General features: G+C 62.1%; 22 protein-coding genes. 3 read left to right on the top strand and 19 right to left on the bottom strand.

What is annotated here, in order from left to right:
• Both AC3WVQ_RS01670 and AC3WVQ_RS01665 read right to left on the bottom strand, forming a co-directional pair.
• Complete coding sequence (locus AC3WVQ_RS01670) at nt 1-1014, bottom strand: carbohydrate ABC transporter permease (RefSeq protein WP_060516515.1); 1014 nt, start codon at nt 1012-1014, stop codon at nt 1-3.
• A 189-nt stretch (nt 1015-1203) separates the two neighbouring features.
• Nucleotides 1204-2562 (bottom strand): ABC transporter substrate-binding protein, encoded by a 1359-nt coding sequence (locus tag AC3WVQ_RS01665; protein WP_090294953.1) that lies wholly within the window; start codon nt 2560-2562, stop codon nt 1204-1206.
• Nucleotides 2563-2856: 294 nt separating this feature from the next.
• On the opposite strand from AC3WVQ_RS01665, the gene AC3WVQ_RS01660 reads away from it, so the two are divergent.
• Nucleotides 2857-3888 carry a substrate-binding domain-containing protein gene (locus tag AC3WVQ_RS01660; protein WP_034800775.1) on the top strand — a complete coding sequence of 344 codons (1032 nt, stop codon included), beginning with the start codon at nt 2857-2859 and terminating at the stop codon, nt 3886-3888.
• 48 nt (nt 3889-3936) lie between these two features.
• On the opposite strand, the gene folD is transcribed toward AC3WVQ_RS01660, so the two are convergent.
• Entirely contained in the window at nt 3937-4836 is a 900-nt protein-coding gene (gene folD / locus AC3WVQ_RS01655; RefSeq protein ID WP_034800773.1) for a bifunctional methylenetetrahydrofolate dehydrogenase/methenyltetrahydrofolate cyclohydrolase FolD, read from the bottom strand.
• A gap of 251 nt (nt 4837-5087) precedes the next feature.
• Nucleotides 5088-7103: a GumC family protein gene (locus tag AC3WVQ_RS01650; RefSeq protein WP_090294955.1), complete on the bottom strand. Its 2016-nt coding sequence runs from the start codon at nt 7101-7103 to the stop codon at nt 5088-5090.
• A gap of 260 nt (nt 7104-7363) precedes the next feature.
• On the opposite strand from AC3WVQ_RS01650, the gene AC3WVQ_RS01645 reads away from it, so the two are divergent.
• A complete protein-coding gene (locus AC3WVQ_RS01645; RefSeq protein ID WP_090294957.1) occupies nt 7364-8638 on the top strand; it encodes a lipopolysaccharide biosynthesis protein in 1275 nt (424 codons plus the stop codon).
• Nucleotides 8639-8653: 15 nt separating this feature from the next.
• On the opposite strand, the gene AC3WVQ_RS01640 is transcribed toward AC3WVQ_RS01645, so the two are convergent.
• The 3 genes from AC3WVQ_RS01640 to AC3WVQ_RS01630 are packed head-to-tail and all read right to left on the bottom strand — an operon-like array spanning nt 8654 to nt 11603.
• Nucleotides 8654-9532: a DUF6492 family protein gene (locus AC3WVQ_RS01640; RefSeq protein ID WP_060584341.1), complete on the bottom strand. Its 879-nt coding sequence runs from the start codon at nt 9530-9532 to the stop codon at nt 8654-8656.
• Between the two features lie 11 nt (nt 9533-9543).
• On the bottom strand, nt 9544-10359 hold the full coding sequence (locus AC3WVQ_RS01635) for a WecB/TagA/CpsF family glycosyltransferase (protein WP_244546720.1): 816 nt from the start codon (nt 10357-10359) through the stop codon (nt 9544-9546).
• A complete protein-coding gene (locus AC3WVQ_RS01630; RefSeq protein WP_244546721.1) occupies nt 10356-11603 on the bottom strand; it encodes a glycosyltransferase family 4 protein in 1248 nt (415 codons plus the stop codon). Before AC3WVQ_RS01630 ends, AC3WVQ_RS01635 begins: the two co-directional genes overlap by 4 nt.
• Nucleotides 11604-11743: 140 nt before the next feature.
• On the opposite strand from AC3WVQ_RS01630, the gene AC3WVQ_RS01625 reads away from it, so the two are divergent.
• Complete coding sequence (locus AC3WVQ_RS01625; protein ID WP_090295131.1) at nt 11744-12733, top strand: glycosyltransferase family 2 protein; 990 nt, start codon at nt 11744-11746, stop codon at nt 12731-12733.
• Nucleotides 12734-12800: 67 nt separating this feature from the next.
• Here the strand turns inward: AC3WVQ_RS01625 and AC3WVQ_RS01620 are convergent, their stop codons facing one another.
• The 12 genes from AC3WVQ_RS01620 to flgK all read right to left on the bottom strand — a co-directional run bounded on the left by AC3WVQ_RS01620 (nt 12801) and on the right by flgK (nt 21891).
• Complete coding sequence (locus tag AC3WVQ_RS01620; protein WP_060601879.1) at nt 12801-13367, bottom strand: hypothetical protein; 567 nt, start codon at nt 13365-13367, stop codon at nt 12801-12803.
• Entirely contained in the window at nt 13367-13735 is a 369-nt protein-coding gene (locus AC3WVQ_RS01615; protein ID WP_034800762.1) for a hypothetical protein, read from the bottom strand. The genes AC3WVQ_RS01620 and AC3WVQ_RS01615 overlap by 1 nt, the downstream gene beginning before the upstream one ends.
• 125 nt (nt 13736-13860) lie before the next feature.
• A complete protein-coding gene (locus tag AC3WVQ_RS01610) occupies nt 13861-14415 on the bottom strand; it encodes a rod-binding protein (protein ID WP_090294958.1) in 555 nt (184 codons plus the stop codon).
• Nucleotides 14416-14495: 80 nt separating this feature from the next.
• Nucleotides 14496-14909 carry a hypothetical protein gene (locus tag AC3WVQ_RS01605; protein WP_090294960.1) on the bottom strand — a complete coding sequence of 138 codons (414 nt, stop codon included), beginning with the start codon at nt 14907-14909 and terminating at the stop codon, nt 14496-14498.
• A 4-nt stretch (nt 14910-14913) separates the two neighbouring features.
• Complete coding sequence (gene fliR / locus AC3WVQ_RS01600; RefSeq protein WP_034800756.1) at nt 14914-15666, bottom strand: flagellar biosynthetic protein FliR; 753 nt, start codon at nt 15664-15666, stop codon at nt 14914-14916.
• A complete protein-coding gene (flhA, locus tag AC3WVQ_RS01595) occupies nt 15663-17750 on the bottom strand; it encodes a flagellar biosynthesis protein FlhA (protein WP_034800753.1) in 2088 nt (695 codons plus the stop codon). Before flhA ends, fliR begins: the two co-directional genes overlap by 4 nt.
• A 131-nt stretch (nt 17751-17881) precedes the next feature.
• A complete protein-coding gene (gene fliQ / locus AC3WVQ_RS01590; protein WP_034800750.1) occupies nt 17882-18148 on the bottom strand; it encodes a flagellar biosynthesis protein FliQ in 267 nt (88 codons plus the stop codon).
• Between the two features lie 7 nt (nt 18149-18155).
• Nucleotides 18156-18566, bottom strand: coding sequence for a flagellar hook assembly protein FlgD (gene flgD, locus AC3WVQ_RS01585; RefSeq protein WP_034800748.1), 411 nt, complete (start codon nt 18564-18566; stop codon nt 18156-18158).
• Nucleotides 18557-19006: a flagellar biosynthesis repressor FlbT gene (gene flbT, locus AC3WVQ_RS01580; protein ID WP_034800746.1), complete on the bottom strand. Its 450-nt coding sequence runs from the start codon at nt 19004-19006 to the stop codon at nt 18557-18559. The genes flgD and flbT overlap by 10 nt, the downstream gene beginning before the upstream one ends.
• Nucleotides 19003-19350 carry a flagellar biosynthesis regulator FlaF gene (gene flaF, locus AC3WVQ_RS01575; RefSeq protein ID WP_034800744.1) on the bottom strand — a complete coding sequence of 116 codons (348 nt, stop codon included), beginning with the start codon at nt 19348-19350 and terminating at the stop codon, nt 19003-19005. The genes flbT and flaF overlap by 4 nt, the downstream gene beginning before the upstream one ends.
• Nucleotides 19351-19384: 34 nt before the next feature.
• Nucleotides 19385-20431, bottom strand: coding sequence for a flagellar hook-associated family protein (locus AC3WVQ_RS01570; RefSeq protein ID WP_090294962.1), 1047 nt, complete (start codon nt 20429-20431; stop codon nt 19385-19387).
• Between the two features lie 2 nt (nt 20432-20433).
• Nucleotides 20434-21891, bottom strand: a complete 1458-nt coding sequence (gene flgK / locus AC3WVQ_RS01565) for a flagellar hook-associated protein FlgK (RefSeq protein WP_060516524.1) — start codon at nt 21889-21891, stop codon at nt 20434-20436.
• Nucleotides 21892-21901 lie beyond the last annotated feature (10 nt).

The following is a 21901-nucleotide window of genomic DNA, read 5'->3' as shown; positions in this document are numbered from 1 at the left end:
TCAGTGCCCCTTCATTTCCTTGGCCGCATTGCGGATGTTCCAGACCATGATCGGAATGACGAGGATCATGATGACGACGGCGATCGCAGCCCCGCGGCCGAAGTCGCCGCCACCGCGGAACATCCAGTCGAACATGAGGTTGGCGAGCACCTGGCTCTGCCACTGGCCATTGGTCATCGCGAGCACGATATCGAAGACCTTCAGCACCAGGATGGTGATGGTCGTCCAGACGACGGCGATCGTGCCCCAGATCTGCGGTACCATGATCTTGAAGAAGATCTGCCAGCCATTGGCGCCGTCGATGACGGCGGCCTCGATCGTTTCCTCCGGAATGCCGCGAAGGGCTGCCGACAGGATGACCATGGCAAAACCCGTCTGGATCCAGACGAGGATCGCCATCAGGAAGAAGTTGTTCCAGAAGGGCAGCGTGATCCAGGCCTGCGGGGCGCCGCCGAAAGCAACGACGATGGCATTCAGCAGGCCGATCTGTTCTGCACCCTCGGGGCGGAAATCATAGATGAACTTCCAGATGACCGCGGCACCGACAAACGAGATCGCCATCGGCATGAAGATCAGGGTCTTGGCGATATTGCCCCACCAGATCCGGTCGGTGAGCGCCGCGATGACGAGACCGAAGAAGGTCGAGAGCGCCGGGACGACGAGCAGCCAGAGGAAGTTGTTGTAAATCGACTGGCGGAATTCGCCGTCGTTGACCATCCAGGCATAGTTGCTGACGCCGACGAAATTCTGACCCGCGCGGTCGTGGAAACTGTACCAGAGCGACATGATCACCGGGTAGATGAGGTAGGTCGCCAGAGCAAAGAGCGCGGGTGCGAGGAACAGCCACGGGCGGATGGCATTGGTGATGCGCAGGTTTCGCGAGGCGACCACACCTGATTTTCCCTTGGACGGGAAGATCAGGTCGAGAACAAGGCTGGTTCCCCAGAAATAGGCAGCGCAGCCGAGCACCCCGGCCAGCATGAACCCCGCAGCAGCGGCTAGCTGATAAAACATGACATGTCCCTCCCCTTGGGTGCACGTCCCCGTGCAGGGCTGGCGATTGTCGCCGTTCTCATTGGGGCGCGCGGCCTCTCAAGGGTTGGGGGCGGAAACGCACGGAGACCGCAACGCTTTTCCTCGTCCCGCCCTGGCAGCGAACCCGGGTCGGCAACGGGCGGCATTGCTGCCGCCCGTCATCTGTTGTTACTTGATGGCGTCCCAGGCCTTCTGCACGCCGTCCGCGACGTCGGCCGACGACTTGCCGCCGACGAAATCGACCATGCCGGTCCAGAACGCACCGGCGCCAATCTTGCCAGGCATCAGGTCCGAACCGTCGAAGCGGAAGGTGGTGGCGTTCAGAAGAATCTCGCCCTGCTTCTTCAGCGGCGGGTTGCCGTAGGTGTCGACATTGACGCTCTTGTAGGGCGTCAGGAAGCTCGTCTGCGCCATCCAGACTTCATGGGCGATCGGGGTCTTCAGGAACTCGATGAAGGCGCGTGCAGCCGGCGTGTCCTTGGTGATCATCGCCAGCGTGCCGGCGCCGAGCACCGGATTGCCGAGATCCTTCTTGCTCTCGTAAGGCGGCATGTAGAAGAAGTCGGCATCCTCGCCGATCTTCGTGCCCTCGGGGAAGAAGGACGGGATGAACGACGCCTGGTGGTGCAGGTAGCACTTCGGCGGCGAGGCAAAGAGGCCCTTCGGGCTGTCGCGGAAGTCGGTCGAGGCAACCGCTGCTGCACCGCCATCGACGAACTTGTCGTTCTTGGCGAACCAACCGAACTCGTCGATCGCACCGACGACGGCTGGATCGGTGAACGGGATCTCGTTCTTCACCCACTTGTCGTAGACGTCGGCTGGCTGCGTACGCAGCATCATGTCTTCCACCCAGTCGGTGGCCGGCCAGCCGGTGGCACCACCGGAGCCAAGGCCGATGCACCAGGGCTTGCCGCCATCGGCGGCGATCTTCTCTGTCAGCGCCTTCAGCTCTTCCATGGTCTTCGGCACTTCGTAGCCGGCGTCCTCGAAGTTCTCCGGCGAGTACCACACGAGCGACTTCACGTCGATCTTGTAGGGGAACGCAAAGAGCGCAGCATTGCCGTCCTTGCCCTTGTAGGTCGACAGATCGACCCAGGACTGACCGGCGGCATAGTTGTCGAGCAGCCACTTCTGGGTTTCGTCGCCGAGCGGCGTCAGGTAGCCCTTGGAGGCGAGATCGGCGATCAGACCCGGCTGCGGGAGGATCGAGATTTCGGAGGGGCTGCCGGCCTGGGTGTCGATGACGATCTGCTGCTCGTAGTTTTCAGACGAGGAGTACTTGATCTCGGCGCCCGTCGCTTCGGTGAAGTAGGCATAGACGCTCTTGAACAGCGCCTCGTCTTCGCCGCGCCAGGGGCCGAAGATCGTCAGCGTCTGGCCCTTAAGGTCGTGGCCCTTCTTGAACTCCTCGAAGCTCGCCCAGTTGAACTTCGTATCTTCGCCCGGCTTGAATTTGAGGTCGGCGGCGCCGGCTGCACCTGCAATCAGGGCAAAGGCGGCCACGCCCAACAGCAATGATCTCTTCACGTTCTTCTCCTCCCAAAGATGAACCCGGATCCCGCCGGGCAGACGACAATGCGCGAAAAATTCAAAGCGCTTTGAGTTCGCTAACAAACCATTGCGACACGCGCGGAGTCAAGAGCTTTCCCATCGCTGTTCTCCATGCGACGTATTTGTGCCCTGCGGTAACGTTTTGCACCGCGCAATAGTTGAATTCCGCTTTGTTGCTCGAAAAACGGATGCTACACAAACCGGAGGGCGCTGGGGCCAAACACCAAAAATCATATGGGTATCCAAAGCGCTTTGAGAGGAATCCCGACCATGGCGGTCAATCTCAAGCAATTGGCGGAGCTGCTCGGCCTGTCACAGACGACGGTCAGCCGGGCGCTGAACGGCTATCCGGAAGTCAACGCCGAAACCCGTCAGCGCGTGCTGCAGGCCGTGCGTGAGACCGGCTACAGGCCGAACCGCGCAGCGCAGCGATTGGCCACCGGCAAGGCCTATTCGATCGGCATGGTCATGCCGATCGCGCCCGGCATCGATTCCGACGTACATTTCGGCGAGTTTCTGGCAGGGCTGGCGGAAGAGGCGGTCAAGCACGACTTCCACTTCGTGCTCAATCCGAGCGCGCCGGAGGACGAGGAGGTGACCTTCCGGCGCCTGGCGGCCAGCGGCAATGTCGATGCGCTTTTCCTCGCCTATATGCGCGCCAACGACCCGCGCATCGCCATGTTGAAATCGCTCTCGATCCCCTTCGTCGTGCACGGCCGGTCGATTGGCGAAAGCCGCGACTATCCGTTCCTCGACATCGACAATACGAGTGCCTTTTACGACGCGACACGGCTGCTTATACAGCTCGGACACCAGCGGATTGCGCTGATCAACGGGCCGGAATATCTGGCTTTTTCCATTCGCCGGAAAAAAGGCATGCTGCGGGCGCTCGCCGAACACGGCCTTTCGCTCGACGAGGCGCTTGTCCAGCATTCGCTGATGACCGACGAGCACGGCTACCGCAGCATGCAGCCCTTCCTGCAGCACGCGCAGCCGCCGACGGCGGTGCTCTGTTCAAGTACGGTGCTGGCGCTTGGCGCTGTCAGGGCGATCAACCAGGCGGGCTTGAAAATCGGCGAAGACATTTCGCTGATCGCCCATGACGACGTCTTGCCGATGCTGAAGCCCGAAAATTTCAGCATCCCGCTGACAACGACACGCTCGTCGCTGCGGGCCGCCGGGGCGCGTATCGCCACACGGCTGATCGGCGGCATCCTGAAGCGCGGCGACTATCCGGAGCAGGAACTCTGGCGCGCCGAACTCATCGTGCGCGCCTCGACCGGACCTGCCCCGCAAAAATGAAAACGCGCCGCAATCGCGACGCGTCTCATCATCCCATATGAGCCAGGATCAGAAGCGCGGCGGCTTGCGGCCGGCCTTGCGATAGGCGGCAATCACGGTGTTGGCCATCAGCATGGCGATGGTCATCGGTCCGACGCCACCCGGCACCGGCGTGATCACGCCTGCAACCTCGGCGGCTTCCGCAAAGGCGACGTCGCCGACGAGTTTGGACTTGCCCTCCCCCTTCTCCGGCGCTGGTACGCGGTTGATACCGACGTCGATGACCGTCGCGCCCGGCTTCACCCAGTCGGCCTTCACCATTTCGGGGCGTCCGACGGCGGCAACGAGGATATCGGCGTTGCGGCAGACGGCGGCCAGATCCTTGGTGCGCGAATGGGCGGTCGTCACCGTCGCGTTGGCGGCAAGCAGCAGCGCTGACATCGGCTTGCCGAACAGGTTCGAGCGACCGATGACGACAGCGTTCAGACCGGAGAGATCGTCGCCATGGGTCTGGCGCACGAAGACCATGGCGCCGGCCGGCGTGCAGGAGACGAGACCGCCTTCGAGATCGCCGGTCGCAAGCTTGCCGGCATTGACGACGTGCAGGCCGTCGACGTCTTTTTCGGGCAGGATCGACTGAATGATCGGCTCGGAATTCAGATGTTTCGGCAGCGGAAGCTGCACGAGGATGCCGTGGATAGAGGGATCGGCGTTGAGTTTAGCCACGAGTGCAGCGAGCTCTTCCTGGGTCGTTGCCTCGGCCAAGGTGTGCTGGACCGACAGGAAACCGCACTCCTTGGCCATCTTGCTCTTGGAAGAAACATAAGCGTGGCTTGCCGGATCGTCGCCGACGATCACGACCGCGAGACCTGCGCGAACACCCGCATCCGTTTCGAGCGCACGGGTCGCGGCCTTCACGCTTTCGATCACCGAAGCGGCGACCTTCTTGCCATCAATCACAGTCGTCACGGCATGTTCCTCCTGGCTTCCTGTTCACGCGGCATACTCTAGTTCGCCTCAGAGAAGGCGATGGCCTCAACGCGCCCTATGCTGTCCCAAACGCATAAATGCAAGAGGCGACAACGAGGTTGGCTGCCGTTTCGAGTGCCCCGATGATATTTCCTCTCAAGACTGAGAGGTGCACGTGGTTTCGCCGAAAGCCGTGAGGTCTCAGCCTCACAAGACGTTCGCGAATGAAGCGTGCCTCTCCGCCCGTCGTATCAACGGCGCGCGAGCTTCTGGCGGGAATAGTGCTCGACGCGAGACCTCAGCGCGCGAAGGCCTTCCTGGACCTTGGCGATGTCGGCGTCATCCTCGTCTACGGTCTGCGGCACAGGCTGAGCCGTGACCGGACCCGCCGTTGCGCTCCTGCGAGCAACGGCATAGGCAGCGTTCAGCGATTGTGCATGGTGCGCAGCCGGACTGAACTGCGGCGGCAGCTCGAGCTTGGCCGAAGCCGGATCAGGCTGCGGCTGCTGGCGCCGTGTGGGCTCGGGGCCGCCATCGGGTTCCGGCGGCTCGGGCGCCTCATCGTCCTCGGCCTTCCGGGTTGCGGGAAACAATCCGTTCAAGCTGCGATAGATGCCGAGCAGCACGCCGAGGCCGAGGCCGGCAAAGAAACCCGCCATGGTGGCGGCGATCAGGATGATCTTGCGGGAGGGCCCTTTTGCCTGCAGCGCCGGCTCGGCCTTGGAGATCACCCGGATGTTCTTCGCGGTCAGCTTTTCCTCTTCGCGCGTCTCGCCGGCGCGCTTCAGGAAGGATTCGTAGATCTCGCGGGTCGCCGCCGCTTTTCGCTGCAGCTCGCGCAACTCGACGAATTCGGCGGAGGAATCGATCTGGCGCGCCTTCTGGACGGCAAGCTGCTGCACGAGGTCCTGTTCCGTTCGCTGGGCGCGGTCAAGCTCGGTCCCCGCCGCAGCCGCGATGCGGCGCAACTCGTTGGCGATCTCCGAGCGCGACGACTCGAGTGCCTGCTGAACGGCGATGCGTTGCGGATGGCGGGGCCCGAGGCTCGCATCAAGGGCGCTCAGTTGCGCCCTGGTCGCCGCGTATTGCTTGCGCAGTTCGGAGAGCGCCAGCGAACTGATTTCCTCGGGATAGGCGCCCGTCAGAACATCGGTGAGCTGCACCTTGCCGGACGCCTCGGCCTTGGCTTTCGCCTCGGCGATGCGATTGCGGGCCGCAGCGACCTGATCACTGAGGCTGAGGAGCTGCTTGTCGGCGATCAATTCGCCGCCGGCGCCGACAATGTCGTTGCTCGCCTTGTAATCCTCGACGGCCTTTTCGGCCGCGTCCAGTTCAGCCTTCAGTTCCTTGATACGCGCGTCGAGCGCAACCGTCGTCTTCTGGAAGAAGCCGGATTGCGCGGCGGTCTCCTCGCCGAGGAACGTGTCCACCAATCGGTTGGCAATCAGTGCCGACTTCTCGGGATCCCTGGTCTTCGCCTCAATGGTGACGATGAAGGTTTTCGGATCGCGCCAGACCTGAATTGCCTCGCCCAAGGTCTTCAGGACGCGCGCGGACGCGTCGCCACCGGCTCCCTTGCCGGCGAATTCCGGGTCCTTTTCCAGATCGAGACTGGCCGCGACCTTTTCCATAACCGTTCGCGAGCGCAACACTTCGAGCTGGCTGTCGACAATGGCGAGAATGCCTTCGGTTGCGAGCGATTGTTTCGACAGGTCGGAATCCGTCAGCCGCACTTCGCGCGGATCGACGTAGAGCTTGCTTTCGGAAACGAAGACGCTGGGCGTCGACAACGCCAGCAGGACGCCACCGACGGCGCCGAGCGCCGTGGTCGCGAGAATGATCTTGCGGAGCTGCCAGACCGCGCGCACCACGGTCTTGATATCCACGAGCGGGCGGTCACCTGCGGCTCGCCCGTCGGCTGTCACTCCCGGCGCAGCCCCCTCAGGCGGACTATCGGCAAGCCAGCGCGCAAACTTGCCACGCATGCCGCCGAGGCCGGGTTGGTTACGGGCGGCGGGTGCCTTGGCTGTCGGCCGCACCGTTTCGCCGCGCGGGGGCTGACCTTTCGAGTGGTTTTCGCGCCGGGCCGCTGATTGATTGGCTGATCCACCGGAACCGGACAGACGACCGAGCAAGGACGAGCCTGCACCCTGCGGGTCGGCGGTGCGCCTGTCTCGCGCACGCGCGGGGTCGCGCGCGTCCTCTGCTGCAAAATCGAGCAACGATGCACGCGGAACCGGGCGTTTCTCGTCGTCGATGTTGAACATGACTGATCCCGCGGCTGCCGAAACGGCGAATTCCGAATAGTGAAGCCAACCTAAGGAAACATGGAAAACAAATCGTTAATTTCGGCGGGAAGTGACGGCGCGAACGGCGTGATCTCACGCCTTATTAAGCTTTCCCGCCTATGACGGAGAGACGAGCGCAATTCCAGGCGAACGCTTTGCGCGCCCTGCCCTTGGAACTGTGAGATATCAAGGAGATAGAGCGTTTCCATCGGCATCGAGCGGGAAACGCGCTACTGGAAATGTCGGCCGTGCCCCATCGCATCAAAGCGCTTTATCTCCGCCACCGGGCGCTCATCCACGCTTACCTCTCGATGACCGGAGGTTCGGCGGGCCGGCTCGTGCTGTCGCTCGTCTATTTCATCGCCGTTGCCAACACGCTCGCCATCGCCGATTTCGGGTTGTTCGCGACCGCGTCTGCCGCCGGCATCATGATATCGCGCGTGCTTGCCTTCGGCTTCATGTCGCCGCTCTATCGGGTCGCGACCGTAAAGCCGCTGCTTGTCGGCACCTATAGCGCCGGCTTTCTGGTCGGCGCGGTGCTGTCGCTGCCGTTGATCGCAATCATCTGCGCGATCACCTTCCTCGCCCTCTTTTCCCGCGACATGGCTGCCGGCACTTTTGCTGCCTTCATGCTGGCCGAGATCCTCTGCTGGCGCGGGCTGGAGACCGCCGTCATCGTGCTGAACGGTCTCGGTCGCTTCGGGCGCGGCGCCCTCCTCGTGGTGATCGGAACGGCGATCCGCACCGCCGCTGCCGTGCTCCTTGCGTTGCTCCCCTGGAAAACGCTCGAAGCCTGGTCCTACCTCTATCTGCTTGCGAATGCGCTCGGCCTTCTGGTGGCCCTTCTCTGGTTCTACCCGCCTGTCCGGCTGCGCTGGCAGCCACGGCTTTACTTCCGGCGCTGGGCGGATTCGGTGTCGGTCGCCGGCGCCGAGGTGCTGTTCTACATCCAATCGGAGTTCGACAAGATTGCGGTACTCGCCATTGGCGGGCCGGCGGTGTCCGGCCTCTATGCCATCCTGATGCGGCTGGCGGACCTGACGGCGCTGCCGGTGCGGTCATTCAACACCTTGCTCGTCCAGCGCATCATGCGAACGCCCGAGGCGATTGCCCGCTGGCGCGTCCGGCTCTCGATCGAACTCCTGGTGGCGCTTGCGTCCTTTGCCGCCATCGCGGCCATGGCATTCTATCTGTGGGTCTTCCCCGATGGGCTCGGGCGCAACGTGTCGGCAGCCGCGCCGATTGTCGCGATGATCGTGCTCGTGCCCTCGTTCCGCAACCTGATCGAGTACCACTCCGAACTGCTCTACGCGACCGGCCGCACTGTGCGGCGCATGCTGAACCTGTTGATTGCTGGCGTCGTCAAGGTGGGGCTGCTGGTTCTGTTGCTGCAGACGACGGCCGACGTCGCGACCTGGGCGCCGGCGCTCAACGGGATCTTCCTGGTCCTCTACGCGCTCTCGTTCGGACTGACCTATTCGGCGCTCAGAAAGCCGGCTGATCGGGTCATCTGAAGCAAGACAGATGCCTCAGGCCGCGAGTTCGAACACCGCCCGGCGAATATCGTCGAGATCGTGGCCGACGAAGGACTGCACGCCGATGCCGACCTGATGCGGCGCCATGTCCTTCAAGAACGCCCTGAGACCGGAGAGATCCTGCCGGTAGCTGTCTTCGAACCAGAGCACATGACAGAGCGCGGCATCAGAGGGAACATGACCTTCCCCGCCCAGCACCTCGTCGACGAAGCGCCCGTAGATCGTGCATTCGGAGAAGGCGCGGGTGCGGGTCATCGCCCTCACCCAGTTCCGACCGTGCAGCGTCTCGATGTGCTCGAGCAGCTTGCGGCTGGTATCGGTGCGCCACGCGATCAGCGTGTTGATATAGTCGTTGGCCGGCAACGTGTAGGGGCCGATCCCGAGAAGCCTGTCGGAATGGGCGAGCCATTCGAGATGGTTGGAGCGCATTTGCGCATTAATCGCCCCGTCCTTGCGGTAGAGCGTCAACCGCTCTCCCTGCCAGAGGCTGGCGGGATCGAAGGCGCGCAGGAAGACGACATCGGAATCGACGGCAAACATCGCCGCCTCGTCGATGTGGCGCGCGAGCACCAGGCGGCGAAGCTGTTGGGCATGCCAGCCACGCAGCGGCAGGCCAAAGGGGCTGAGCCACAGCTTCCGGCGGCCGCCCGAAAGCGGGTCGGTGACGGGATGCAGCCACCAGGGCAGGAGATCGCGTTCGCTGATAACCTGGCGTCTGGAGCCCTCCAGTTGCCGGAAGAGCTTAACGTCGAAATCGGCAACCAGCAGATAGTGCTTCCAATCGCCCTGAAGCTTGCGGTCCATGCTTTCGCACATCAGCCGGCAGCGCTCGAAGTCATTGGCGTAGGACGCTGTGACAATGGCTGTGCGCATGGTCTGACCGTTCACGATGTTCCCGTCCGAAGGCTGGTGTCGGCGACGTTTTCCCGCGCCCGCCCCGACAGCTTGTGCCAGAGGACGTAAAACAGGAAAAGCGGGTTTCCGAGGACATAGCGACGCCACATGCGCCGCGGCTCGACCGCCAGGCGAAAGAACCATTCCAGCCGCATCCGGCGCAGGAACTTCGGCGCCCGCGGAAACGCCTCGGCGACGAAATCGAAGAGCGCGCCGACGGTAATGACCAGCCGGGCGTCCTGCGGCCCCACATGGGCATCGACCCATTTCTCCTGACCGGGGCTTCCCATCGCCACCAGCAGGATATCAGCGTTCAGCGCCCGGACATCGGCAAGCACTTGCTGGGAGTGGTCACGATCGAAGAACCCGTCGGAAACGGGGAGGAACTCGTGCCATGGCGCGTGCCTGCGAAAATTCTCGGCCGCGCGCGCAAGCACCTTCGCACGGGCGCCGATCATCGCAACGCGCAGCGGCCGGTCGATGAAGGTCAGCAGCGCCGGCACGAAGTCCGTGCCGTTGAGATTGGCCGGGAACATGCTGCCGTAAAAGAGATAGGAAGCGATATCGACGCCGTGACCGTCGGGAAAGACGACCTGGCGGCCGAGGACCTCGCGGTACTCGCCGTCGCGCATCATCAGGTTGGCATTGTTGGCGTTGAGGAAGGCGAGCGTTGTTTGCCCGCCCGGGCGCGACAGCGCGTCGGCCGCAAAGGCAAAGGCGCTCTCCCAATCGAAATCGACCACCGGCATGCCCAGGATGAGGCGCCTGGACAGGGCGGTGTTCGCGCCGGCGGTCGTCTTGGTCACGACCGCCCCCCGTCATGGACCTTCAGCTCGGGCGGAACCGAGGGTGTCTCGGCCGAGGCACTCGGAGCGAGGCCGGCCAGCACATTGCGCATGACCCGCATCAGCTTCGCCTTCTGGGCGCGATGGAAGACCGAACCGTCAAGGCGTTGGCGGTCGCCGCCGCGCGCGCGGGTGACCTTGTCGACCAACAGGCGCGCGAACTCGGCCGGATCTTCGGCCGCGGCGCAATTCTCAGGAAGCGCCTCGATGCCGCGCAACGACGCCTGCGTCGCCACGGATGGCATGCCAAGCTCAAAGGTCTCGATGCTCTTCAGCTGGACGCCCGTACCGCCCCGGCTGACGAGCGGTATGACGGCACTTTCCGTGACGAAGGCGCGTGCATCAGGAACCCGTCCGACGAAGCGAACACCGGGATGGGAAACCGCCGGTATGCCGTCCATCTGGCCGGCAATCGCGATCGAAAGATCCTGCGGCAGATGCGGTACGACCTCGGCGAGAAACCAGTCGAGCCCCAATCGGTTCGGCCGCCAGCTCCAGGTCCCGATCAAGCCGAGGTCCTGCTGGAGCTCGGCTGCTTCTGTCGGCACTACTGCCGCATCCCAACCGGTGACCAGAGGCAGCACGAAGGCCCGGTCGCTGACGGCGCGGCCGAAGCCGAAGCGATCGGCCTCCGCAAACGTCCAGACGGCCACCGCATTCTGCGCCAGTTGCTGCTCGTAGCGTTCGAGATACTGCGCCTCGCGCCGGAAAAGAAAGCGTTCGACCGTACCCTTGGCCCGCTCGGCACTCTCAAAGGCAGAATCCGCCTCGACATTGTGCGCGACATAGATCGACGGATGGGGGCGGAAAACCTGCTGGAAAGCGGCCGGCAGTTGCACCGAGTTGAGCACGAGACCGTCGAACGGAGCGAGGCTCTCGAGGATCGACTGAATCCGGCTCGACGACACCACCAGCATCTTGCCGGATGAGACGGTCGTGCGGTTGAGGAAGGCCGTCGCGAGCCAGCTCAACTTCTGCCACGTTCCAACCTTGGCATTGGTGACTTCCAGCTCGCCGAGAAAATGCATATCGCAATCGGGCGCGGGCACGCGTCCCGGCTGGAGAAAACCAATGACGCTGACGCGGTGACCGAGCGCGCGCAGACCGTCGAGCACAGCCCGGTTGGCAATGTCGAAACCGGACGCCGGATTGGCGACGGGAACGAGCGAAGAGACCAGGACCAGATGCATTTTGCCACGCGTCATGAATGGAACTGCGGCCTTCATTAGCAGCATGGGGTGAAGGAGCGCTTAAAGACCCCTTTCAAAATATGCCGCCAGGGTTCAGCATCTGTTTAGGAAGATTTGCTGTATTGCGACACAATTTTGCTTTTACAGGTTTCGCCATGACGACGACCGGCCAGGACATTTCCGTCTACTTCCGGACAGAGCTGGAAGACGCCGGCGACATCGAACTCGTCGTCGTGCTGCCGACGTTCCGTCGGCCGGACCATGTCGTCAAGACGCTGAAAACCATTGTTTCCCAAAGGCCTGACATCTCCTACGCCACGGTCGTCGTCGAAAACGATGCCGACGGGCTGGCCGGGGCTGCGGCGGCAAAAGACTTCTTCCTGGGACATCCTTCGGATTCTGTCGTGATCGTCGCGCATCAGCGCGGAAACTGCCACGCCTACAATGCCGGCTGGGCGACGGCGCTCCAAACCTACCCGAACCTCAAGGCGATCGCGATCATCGACGACGACGAAGTGGCGGCGCCCGAATGGCTCGATTGCCTCATCGCGGCACAGGAAACGACCGGTGCCGATATGGTCGGCGGCCCGCAGCTTCCGGTTTTCGAAGGCGATGGCGGGCAGAAGTGGAAACGCCATCCGGTCTTCACGCCCCATTATGACGCGACCGGGCCGGTGCCCATCCTTTATTCCTCCGGCAACGTGCTCGTTACGCGTGGAGTGCTGGACACGATGCCGCAACCCTTCCTGGATCCCGCCTTCAACTTCATCGGCGGCGGCGATGCGGATTTCTACAGCCGCTGCAAGGCGAAAGGGTTTTCCTTCGCCTGGGCAACCGACGCCTGGGTTGCCGAGACCGTGCCCGCCCGCCGCACCAGCGCATCCTGGATCAGGGCGCGCAGCCTCAGGAACGGCGCGATCTCGACGATGCTCGAACATCGGCGTGACCCGAGCTTCAAAGGCCGGCTCAGGACCTTCGGCAAATCGCTGGCGCTGCTTGGCGCATCGGTGCCGCGCGGGCTGGAACTGTGGAACAAGAGCGGGCTGGCAGCGGCCGGACTATACCACTTCTATGTGGCGATCGGCCGGCTGATGGCGGAACTCGGCCTCATCAACGAGCAGTACCGCACCCCGGAAAAGAACTGACGGATGCCGCCTCGTCGAGGGCAAGCGGCCGAGCGGAAACCCACCCGGGCGTCCCTTCCAACAATCATCAGTGCGCGCTGCTTGCCTTGACGGCGCCTTCAGGCAACTTGTCGCCGGCGACGTTGCCGTTCCTGTCGGTGATCGGGACCGGCTTTTGCCGCGGCACATTCTGGCTGTTGGCGACGCGTTTGACGTCTTCCTTGGTCAGATATTCGAGCTGCTCGACGAGCACCTCGGTAATCACCTCGTCGCCGAGCTTCTTGTTCAGGCCGTCCTTTACCGTCGTCTTGAAGGTGGGCAGGTCGAACGTACCGGTGTCGGCGATGTCGATGAATTTCGAACCGACGAGCAAATCGTAGAGCTCATCGGTAACCATCTGGCGCAGTGGCGCGCGAAGATTGTTGATCCCCTCCTTGGTGGCGGAGAAGGAAAGCTTGGTCAGGAAATAGCCCTGAACGGAACCATCCCGGATGACCGGAATGGTGATCATCTCACCGGGAACATATTGCTCCGATGCGCGCCGGGCAGCCTCGCCGTCCGGGACGGCGGGCGCGGAGGCGCTTTGCATCGAGAAGTAGACGGATCCGAGCGTGACCGCGCAGACCCAGACCCCGGTGAAAACGAGCTTCAGCATCAGAAATCGCTATAGCGGAACTGCGCTTCGGAATAGATGCCGTCCGCATCGGCATCCTGGGCGGCGGTCTTCAGGAGGTCGACGACGGCGCGAACGGCTTCGAGATGGGCCTCGACCTTCTGCGAATTGACCGACAGCTTTTCGCGCAGGTGCAGAGCATGCGAGGAGAAAGCCGAAGAGTTTTCGCCCGGCAGCATGTCACGGTGCAGCATCGTCAGTTCGTAGAGGCAACGGCTCTTGTGCGCGTTCGATGTCTTGATATCGAATTCCGGGTCGATGCCGATCCGGCTGTTCTCGTTGTCGAGGATCATTTCCAGGCGGCCGAGCACGTTCTGGATCCGGACGTCATTGGATGCCATGGCTTCCATGAATCAACTCCCATTTGGATCACGATGATTTCTGGTCGGATCGACCGGATTCTCAAGCGCGATCTATTCCTATGAATTAGAGCGAAGTGCGGACGGAAAACTGCAAGCAGTTCCCCCACCCCGCCCTAGGCTTGCTTGTTCTTGTCGTTGTCGGTCGTAAAGCCGGTCAGCGTCTTGCGCTCGTATTCCTGCACGAGGCTTGCGGCGAGGTTTCGGCTGTTACCGTCCAGCGATGCCTGAACCCGATCGGTGCCTTCGGCGCCCGCGAGCTGTTCGGCAATGCCGATGCCACCGCTCTTGGAGATCACGTCGCCGATCTGCTCGGCCATCATGCTCTTCCAGATATCACCCGCATTGCCCTTGCCGAAAACGTTCTCGCTATCGGTCGGCAGCATCGACTTCACGAAGTTCTGCAGCACCATGGCCTCGAACTTGCGATAGGTCTCCGGAATCTTCTTCTGTTCGACGCGGTTGTTGAGGTCGCCGAGCCCGCTCGAACCTTCCGGCGACAGATTGAGAACGTTGACGGCAGCGGCAAAGCCGTTGCCGTTTTCCGCCAGACTCGTCGCCTTGAACGCGGCACGGTTGGCCTTCAACCGCGCCTGCGCTTCCTGCACTTCGGTGGGGTCGGCGGCGCGCACGACATCCATCACCAGATCGCTGGGCGGAGAGATGGCCATGACGAATCCTCTCAAAATCGAGCCTGGGCATTGGTCGGCCCGGATCCGCTCCGCCATCGGAGCAAACCGGGAATGACGTACTATCGCCCGTCAAGCTTACGGGAAGCTGGCGCGTTGCCCGTAACGTGTTGATCGATCAGGTCGTAGATGGAATTGTCGGCCTCTTCGCGGTCCTCGGACTGGCGGGCCTCCTTCATGTTTTCCTCGAGCCGGTCGGCTTTCGCGCGCTCCCTCAGCATGCGCGCCTCGTGCGTTTGCTGGATGCCGTGCAGCATCTGGTCCTTCTGCACAAGCCGTCCGATCTGCGAGGAATAGTGGCCGGAGAACATGCGGTGCATCGGATGAGCCGAGCCCATGGCATCGACGACGACATCGATCGTCTCAGCCAGGACCTCGCGCTGCCGCACCATCTCAATGAAATCCGCCTCCGCCATCTGCTCCAGATGGCGTTGGACGGCGACCAGGCGCTTGAGCTTCTGCGAGCGGGTCTTCATGCGGCTATCCTCCCTGCATGACCAGCGCGAAACCGTCGCCGAACAGGCGCAGCATCGCAGCGATACCGAGATAGAGCAGGAACAAGCCGCCCATGATCAGATAGGGCTGCGAGATGAAGTAGATCGGGATCTGCGGCGCCAGCTTGTTCACCATGCCGATCGCCACGTTGAAAAGCAGGCCATAGATGATGAAGGGGCTCGCGAGCCTCAACATGATCATGAAGATCTGCGCCAGCGAATCCGTGAGCGTGATCAGCACACCCTGCGGATCGAAGGGAGTGCCGATCGGCATGGCCCGATAGGATTGAACGATCGCCTCGATCATCACATGATGGAAATCCAGCATGAACAGCACCATCAGGCCGGCGAAGCTGATCAAGCTGGTCACCTGGTTTTCGGGCGTATCTTCGATCACGTCCGACGATGGCGGCGAGGCAAAGCCCATCAACATGGTGATCGCCGTTCCGGTGAACTGCAGTCCAAGGACATAGTAGCGGGCGACAAGGCCCATGACCGCGCCGACCGCCGTCTCGGCGGCGATCAAATAGATGTAGCTGTGCCCCTTGCCGGTTACCTGCGGATAGATGTCCGTCCACATGACCGGCAGGATCGCCATGGAAACCGCGACTGCAATGAACAGCCGCACCTGCATCGGAACGCGCGCGCTGGAGAACCCGGGCATGATCATGATGCAGCCGCCGATCCGGCAGAAGGCCGCAAACAGCGCCAGCACCGTGCCCTCCGGGTCGGTGATCATGAAATGGAGCCGATGATCTTGATCTCAAGGCCCTTGGCAAGCTCGACATGCGAGAGCACGGGCAAGGTGGCAAAGAGGCGCTCGATGATCATGCGCACATAAGAACGGGATTCGGGCGAACTTACCAGCACGAAGGGCATGCCGCGATCGAGATGTTCACGGATAACTTTCGTCGCCTGCTCGCTGAACTCTTCGAGGTGACGCGGATCGATGTCGAACTCGACGACCTCGCCCTTGGCGTCGCGCTTCAGCGCCTGGTGGAAGACCATGTCCCACTTGTTGCCGAGCCTGAGCACGCGCAGGACGCCGTTGTCGGCGAGGTCGCCGCAAAGCTGCTGCGACATGCGCACGCGCACATGCTCGACGATCTGCTCAGTCTTGCGTACATGCGGCGCGAGTTCGGCGACCGCTTCAAGGATCAGATGCAGGTTGCGGATCGAGACACGCTCGGCAAGCAGCAATTTCAACACCGCCTGCAGGCCCGAATAGGACATGTGCGAGGTGCAGATTTCGTCGGCGAGCTTGCGGTACTCCGGATCGAGCCGCTCGATCAGCACCTTGACGTCCTTATAGGAAAGCAGGTGCGGCAGGTTGTTGCGGATCACTTCGCTCAAATGCGTCAACACCACCGAGACGTTATCGATCGGATGGAAGCCTTCGCGCTTGAGGTCCTCGGTAAAGGTTTCGAGGATCGAGACCGCCGGCATGCCGAAGGCGGGTTCGCGGATCTCGTCGCCCGGAACACTCGGCCGGCGACCGCCGCCGGTGACCACCAGGACTTCGCCGACGCGCACCGTGTTGGACGCGATCGTCGTGCCGTGGATGCGGATGTGGTAGGCCTTGTCCGGAATGCTGATGTCGTCCGAAACCTTGATCTCCGGAATGACGAGGCCGTACTGGCCAGCAAACTTGCGGCGCATCTTGCCCACGCGGAAGGCGAGTTCCTGGTGTGCGCCAAGCAGGCGGGTCGAGACCTGCTTGCCGAGAAGCAGCTCGATCTCAGCGGTCTTCAGCACCGACTTGACCGAATCTTGCTCGCCTTCCTTGGTCTGCTGGACCTTGGCCGCCTCTTCGGCGCGACGCGCGGCATTGGCAGCCTCGATCTGGCGCGGCACGAGCCAGCTCAGGAACGCCATGCCGCCGCCGAGCACGGCGAAGGGCAGGAACGGCAGGCCGGGAACGACCGCCAGGAGAATGATAAGACCGGAGGCGACCATCAGCGCCTTCGGATAGCCGCCGAGCTGCCCGACCACCGCCTGGTCGGTGGAGCCGGCCGTGCCGCCGCGCGACACCAGAAGGCCGGCGGCGAGCGAGACGATGAGCGCCGGGATCTGCGAGACGAGACCGTCGCCGACCGAGAGCTTGACGAAAACGTCGGCCGCTTCGCCGATCGGCATGCCATGACGCAGGTAACCGATGATGATGCCGCCGAAGATGTTGATCGCGGTGATGATCAGGCCGGCGATCGCATCGCCGCGCACGAACTTGGAAGCACCGTCCATGGCGCCGTAGAAGGAGCTTTCTTCCTCGAGCTCACGCCGGCGGCGCTGTGCTTCCTTCTCGTCGATCAGGCCCGCCGACAGGTCGGCGTCGATCGACATCTGCTTGCCGGGGATCGCATCGAGGGTGAAGCGCGCGCCGACTTCGGCGATACGCGTCGCACCCTTGGTGATGACGATGAAGTTCACGGTGATGAGGATCAGGAAGACGATCAGACCGATGACAAAATCGCCGGACATGACGAGGCTGGCAAAGCCGGAAATGACGCCGCCGGCAGCGCCGTGGCCCTCGTGGCCGTGCGAAAGGATGACTCGGGTGGTGGCGATGTTCAACGCCAGGCGCACCATGGTCGAGATCAGCAGGATGGTCGGGAACGAGGAGAACTCGAGCGGACGCTGGATCCACAGCGAGACCATCAGGATCAGCACGGAAAAGGCGATCGAGAACGCGAGCCCCATGTCGATCAGGAAGGGCGGGATGGGCAGGAAGAGGATCGACAGGATCGCGACGATCCCGAGCGCGAAGCCGACGTCCCGGCCCTTCGGTGCTACTTTCGGGATGATCAGCGCTGCTTGCTGTGCCATGTCTCTTCCGTCTCATCATGAGATCAAGGCAGCATTCACACGCGCTGCCCCACTATAGAGACGGAGATAGCGACCCAAGCTTGCGCGAGGGTTTCATGCCGCCGCATGCGAACAGCTTTGGCGCTGCGGCTTCAGAAACCGGATTGGATCCGCGAGAAGATGATGTCGGTGAAGATAGAAATCTGGGCGCCGATAAAGGGCGCGGACACGGCAACCGTGATCATGACGGCAAGGATCTTCGGGACGAAGGTCAGCGTCATTTCCTGGACCTGGGTCAGCGCCTGAATGAAGGCGATGACGACGCCGACAACCATGGCGGCGAGAACGGCGGGCCCTGAGGCCACGATCACGGTCCAGATCGCGGCCTGTACAATATCGAGGGCATCCGCCTCATTCATGGAGTTATCACTTCACCTTGACGCCCGGGCCGATAACAAGCTCCTTGCCGTTATCCAGCACCGCAATGATTCCGTCAGAGTATAGTTTCACTTCCTTAACCACGCCAGTGGTCTTGCCGTCTTCGCTGGTGACGGTGCGCCCGATGACGGCGTCCGCCTCGCTCAGCGACGTGCGCTGCAGCAGGCTTTCAAGGTTCTTGTTGGTCTTGATCGTCTGCTCCACCTGCGAGAAGGTCGCAAGCTGGGCAATCTGCTGCGTCGCATCCATCGGCTGCGTCGGATCCTGATTCTTCATCTGGGCGACGAGCAGCTTCAGGAAGCTCTCGTAGTTGAGCGATGCCTTTGCGGCGTCGCCGCCCGAATCCTGGGCCGAAACATTCGGGGTGTAGCCGTTGTTGCTGACGCCGCTTACCGCCATGGTGCGATCTCCTTGCGAATCTGCTCGACCGTTGCCGGCGTGATTTCCTGCGTGTTGAGAATGCGGTCTTCGATTGCATAGAGGCCGCGGATCGCCTTGAGCGCTTCGAAGGCGCGGCCGTTGGTCACCAGCCCGTCGACGCGCTTCAGTTCGGCGAGGATCTCTTCGTTCTTGAAGCAGTTGAGCAGCATGACGATCGACTTGCGGAACATCGCGGTCGATTGCTCGGCGCCTTCCGGATTGATGAGGATCATCTGCGCGATGAAATAGAGCTGCTTCAGCGGCGTCGTTGCGTCTTCCGGCTGCAGCACGTGGTTTTCGAGCAGGAACGTCACATCGTTCAGGAACTCGACCGCGACCTTCCGGTCCACGCGCAGCACCGCGCCGTTTACAAAAATCCGTTCGCCCGACTTCAGCGAGATACGCAGTGTGCTCTTCATTTCAGTCCATCCCTGATGATGGTGGTAATGTCAATTATGCCCTGGAAGTTGGAGGATTCGCGTTTGCGGATCTTTTCCGTCTCGTTGAGTATCCAGATGGCGATCGAAATCAGATTGGCGCGCAGCTCTTCGTTCAGCTGGTTCTCCGGTGCACGCAGATCCTCGATGAAACGGATCCACAGGCGCCGGGTAAAGTAGATGGCCTCGATGGCCTCTCTCGAATACCCTTTCTGCTGTTTCGCTGCTTCCATGAGCGCGATCGAGCGATCGAGTACCTGCCGTTCTCGATTCTTGGAGTCGGCGACGCCGTCCTCCATGATCTCGGCATAGGAAAATTGGTACATTCAGACATCCTTCATGTTTGTCCGGCTCCTCACACTAGAGGAAATTGAGCAAGCTCATCTGCTGTAGTCGCGACGTTAGTGTATAGGACGTTTCCAACTGCACCTTGAGCGTGTTGATCCGGGTCGATGTCTCGATCGGATCGATGCCTTCGAGGTCGGCGACATGCGTGTTGACCAGCTTGAGCTGCGCGTCGATCGAGGTGTTCGCCTTCTTCACCCGCGATTCCGAAATACCGAGCTGGCTGCGCTCTGCATTGAGGCCGGCGATGCCCTGCTCTGCATACTGCAACGCCTCGACACCGATCGCCGCCCGCACCTCGGGGGTCACGTTCTTGTCCATCAGCTCGGCCGTGATTACGCTTGCCAGGGCAAACATGCGGAAGCCGTTGGTATTGGCGTTGGTCGAGCTTTCGATGACTTCGCTGGCGCTGATCCGGCTCGTCATGTTCTGGCTGGATGCGTCCGACCAATTCGCATCCCAGCCCGTACCGGTGAACATCGGCTCGACCGTATTCTTGATGAAGTCCTGCATCTGGGTGACGGTGATCTGGTCGTCGGACGTGATGCTGTTGGCGGTCTTGAACGCCGTAAACGCAGCGTCGAAGGCAGTCTTTGCCGCCGACGTAGCGGTGTAGTCGGCGAGAGGCTTGGCGTCGGTATTGATGCCCGAAAACAGGAACTCGCCGTTGAAGGACGTGTTTGCGGCGGCAGTGAAGGTCTGCAGCGCGCCCAAGATCTCGGTCTTCTGGATCTTAAGCTGGCTCGCGGCATCGTTGCCCTTGTAGGTAACGAGCGTGTCGCGCACCTTTTCGGCCGCTTTCGCCATCGTTTCCAGCGCACCCTGCGAGCCGGAGAGGCGCTGGGTTACGACCGAGTTGGTGCTCTTCATCGAGTTCAGCCGGTCGATCTCGCGCTGAAGGTTGAGCGAGCGCGACGCCGTCGCACCAAGCGTCAAGCCGACGTCGTAGTGCCGACCCGTCGTCTGCTCCTGGGTCGCCTTCAGCAGATCCATCTGGTTCTGCTGAATCGTCATGCGCATGGCGGTCTGGATCGCCAGATTAGAAACGTAGGACGTCTTCATGATTACCTCACAGCTTCCATCAAGGCCGCCATCATGGCGTCCACGGTACTCACCAGCTTGGCCGATGCTTTGTAGGATTGTTCGAGATCGAGCAGCAGCGACAGTTCCTCGTCGATGCTGACCCCGGTCTGCTTGCTGAGCGCTTCCTGGGTGCGCGACAGCATAGCGCGCTTGTTGTCGTCGGCGGTCGATGCCGTCTTTCGGGTCTGCTCCAGCCAGCCGACCGACCCGGTCGCGAAGTTTAGCAGGCTGCTGGTTCCGTCGAGACCGGTCGACGGGTCGAACGTCATGTTCTCGCCCATCTTGTTGATGAAGCCGTCGAGAAGGCCCGTGTAGCCGGGGCTCGGATTTGCCGCACCGCCAGGGTTCGACACAACGCCGTTGAAGCCGCCGTCACGCAAAAGAAGCGGGTTGGCCTTGGCCAGGGCGTTGACAGTGATCTTCGATGCCAGTCCGGGAACGACTGTGCCGGCAGCCGGCACACCCGCGCTTCCCCAGGTAAAGAGGCCCGGCTGGTAGGGAACCGGCGGCACCCCGCTGGGGTTGCCTTCCTTGAAAAGCTCGACAAGACCACGGGCGATCTCGTCCAGCTGCGACTGGAACTTCGGCCCAATGTCGTCGCGCAGCTGCACGAGGCTCGCAAGCTTGCCCTTGGCGGTCGTATCTGCGCCACTTCCGGGGGCGATCGGTACGCCGTCGACGAAGATCTTGTTGCCGGTGACGGTGGCGTCATAGGTCGTTGTCGGCGCGAACGTCACCTGGCGCGGAATGTTCTCGAAAAGCACCGTGCCGTCGGTGGTGAAGATCACCGTATCGTTGTTGCCGCGCGTAACGGTGGAGATGCCGACGATCTCCGAAATCTGCTTCAGGATCTTGTCGCGCTGGTCAAGCGCATCGTTCGCATCGCCACCGGATGCAGTCGCCGACTTGACCTCGTTGTTCACCCGTTCGAAGTCCGCAAGCAGGCTGTTCAGCTTGTCGACCTCAAGAGCGATTTCCTTGTCGGCATCTTCGCGCATGTTCTGCACGGTGGCAGAGGTCTTGTTCAGGGAATCGGCAAGGTCCTGGGCGCTGGTGACCGCTGCCGCCGCAATCGTCTTGTTGCCCGGGGTCGAGGCCAGCGTCTGCAGGCTGTTGCGAAACTCCGACAGCAGCTTTGACGGCGCAGTCTCGTAGTTGTTACCGCCGAGAGCCGATTTCAGGAGTTCCAGGCCATCGCGAAGCCGCGCCTGGCCGGAGGCTTCGCCGATGCTGGCGATGCTCTGCTTGAGCAGCGCCTCGTTCTGTGCCCGGTAGATGGATACGACCTGCGCGCCGTTGCCGGTGCTGCCCAAGAGGGCAAGGCGACGCGAATAATCCGCATTGCCCGCATTCGCGATGTTCTTCGACACGATCGCGGTCTGTTGCGCCGTGTTGCTGAAGGCCTGCTGTGCGATGGATATTGCGGAGGACAGCGACATGACGCGGACC

The sequence above is a fragment of the Ensifer sp. EB106-05-01-XG146 genome (genome assembly GCF_058791875.1).
This window is presented reverse-complemented; position numbering and strand designations above follow the sequence as displayed.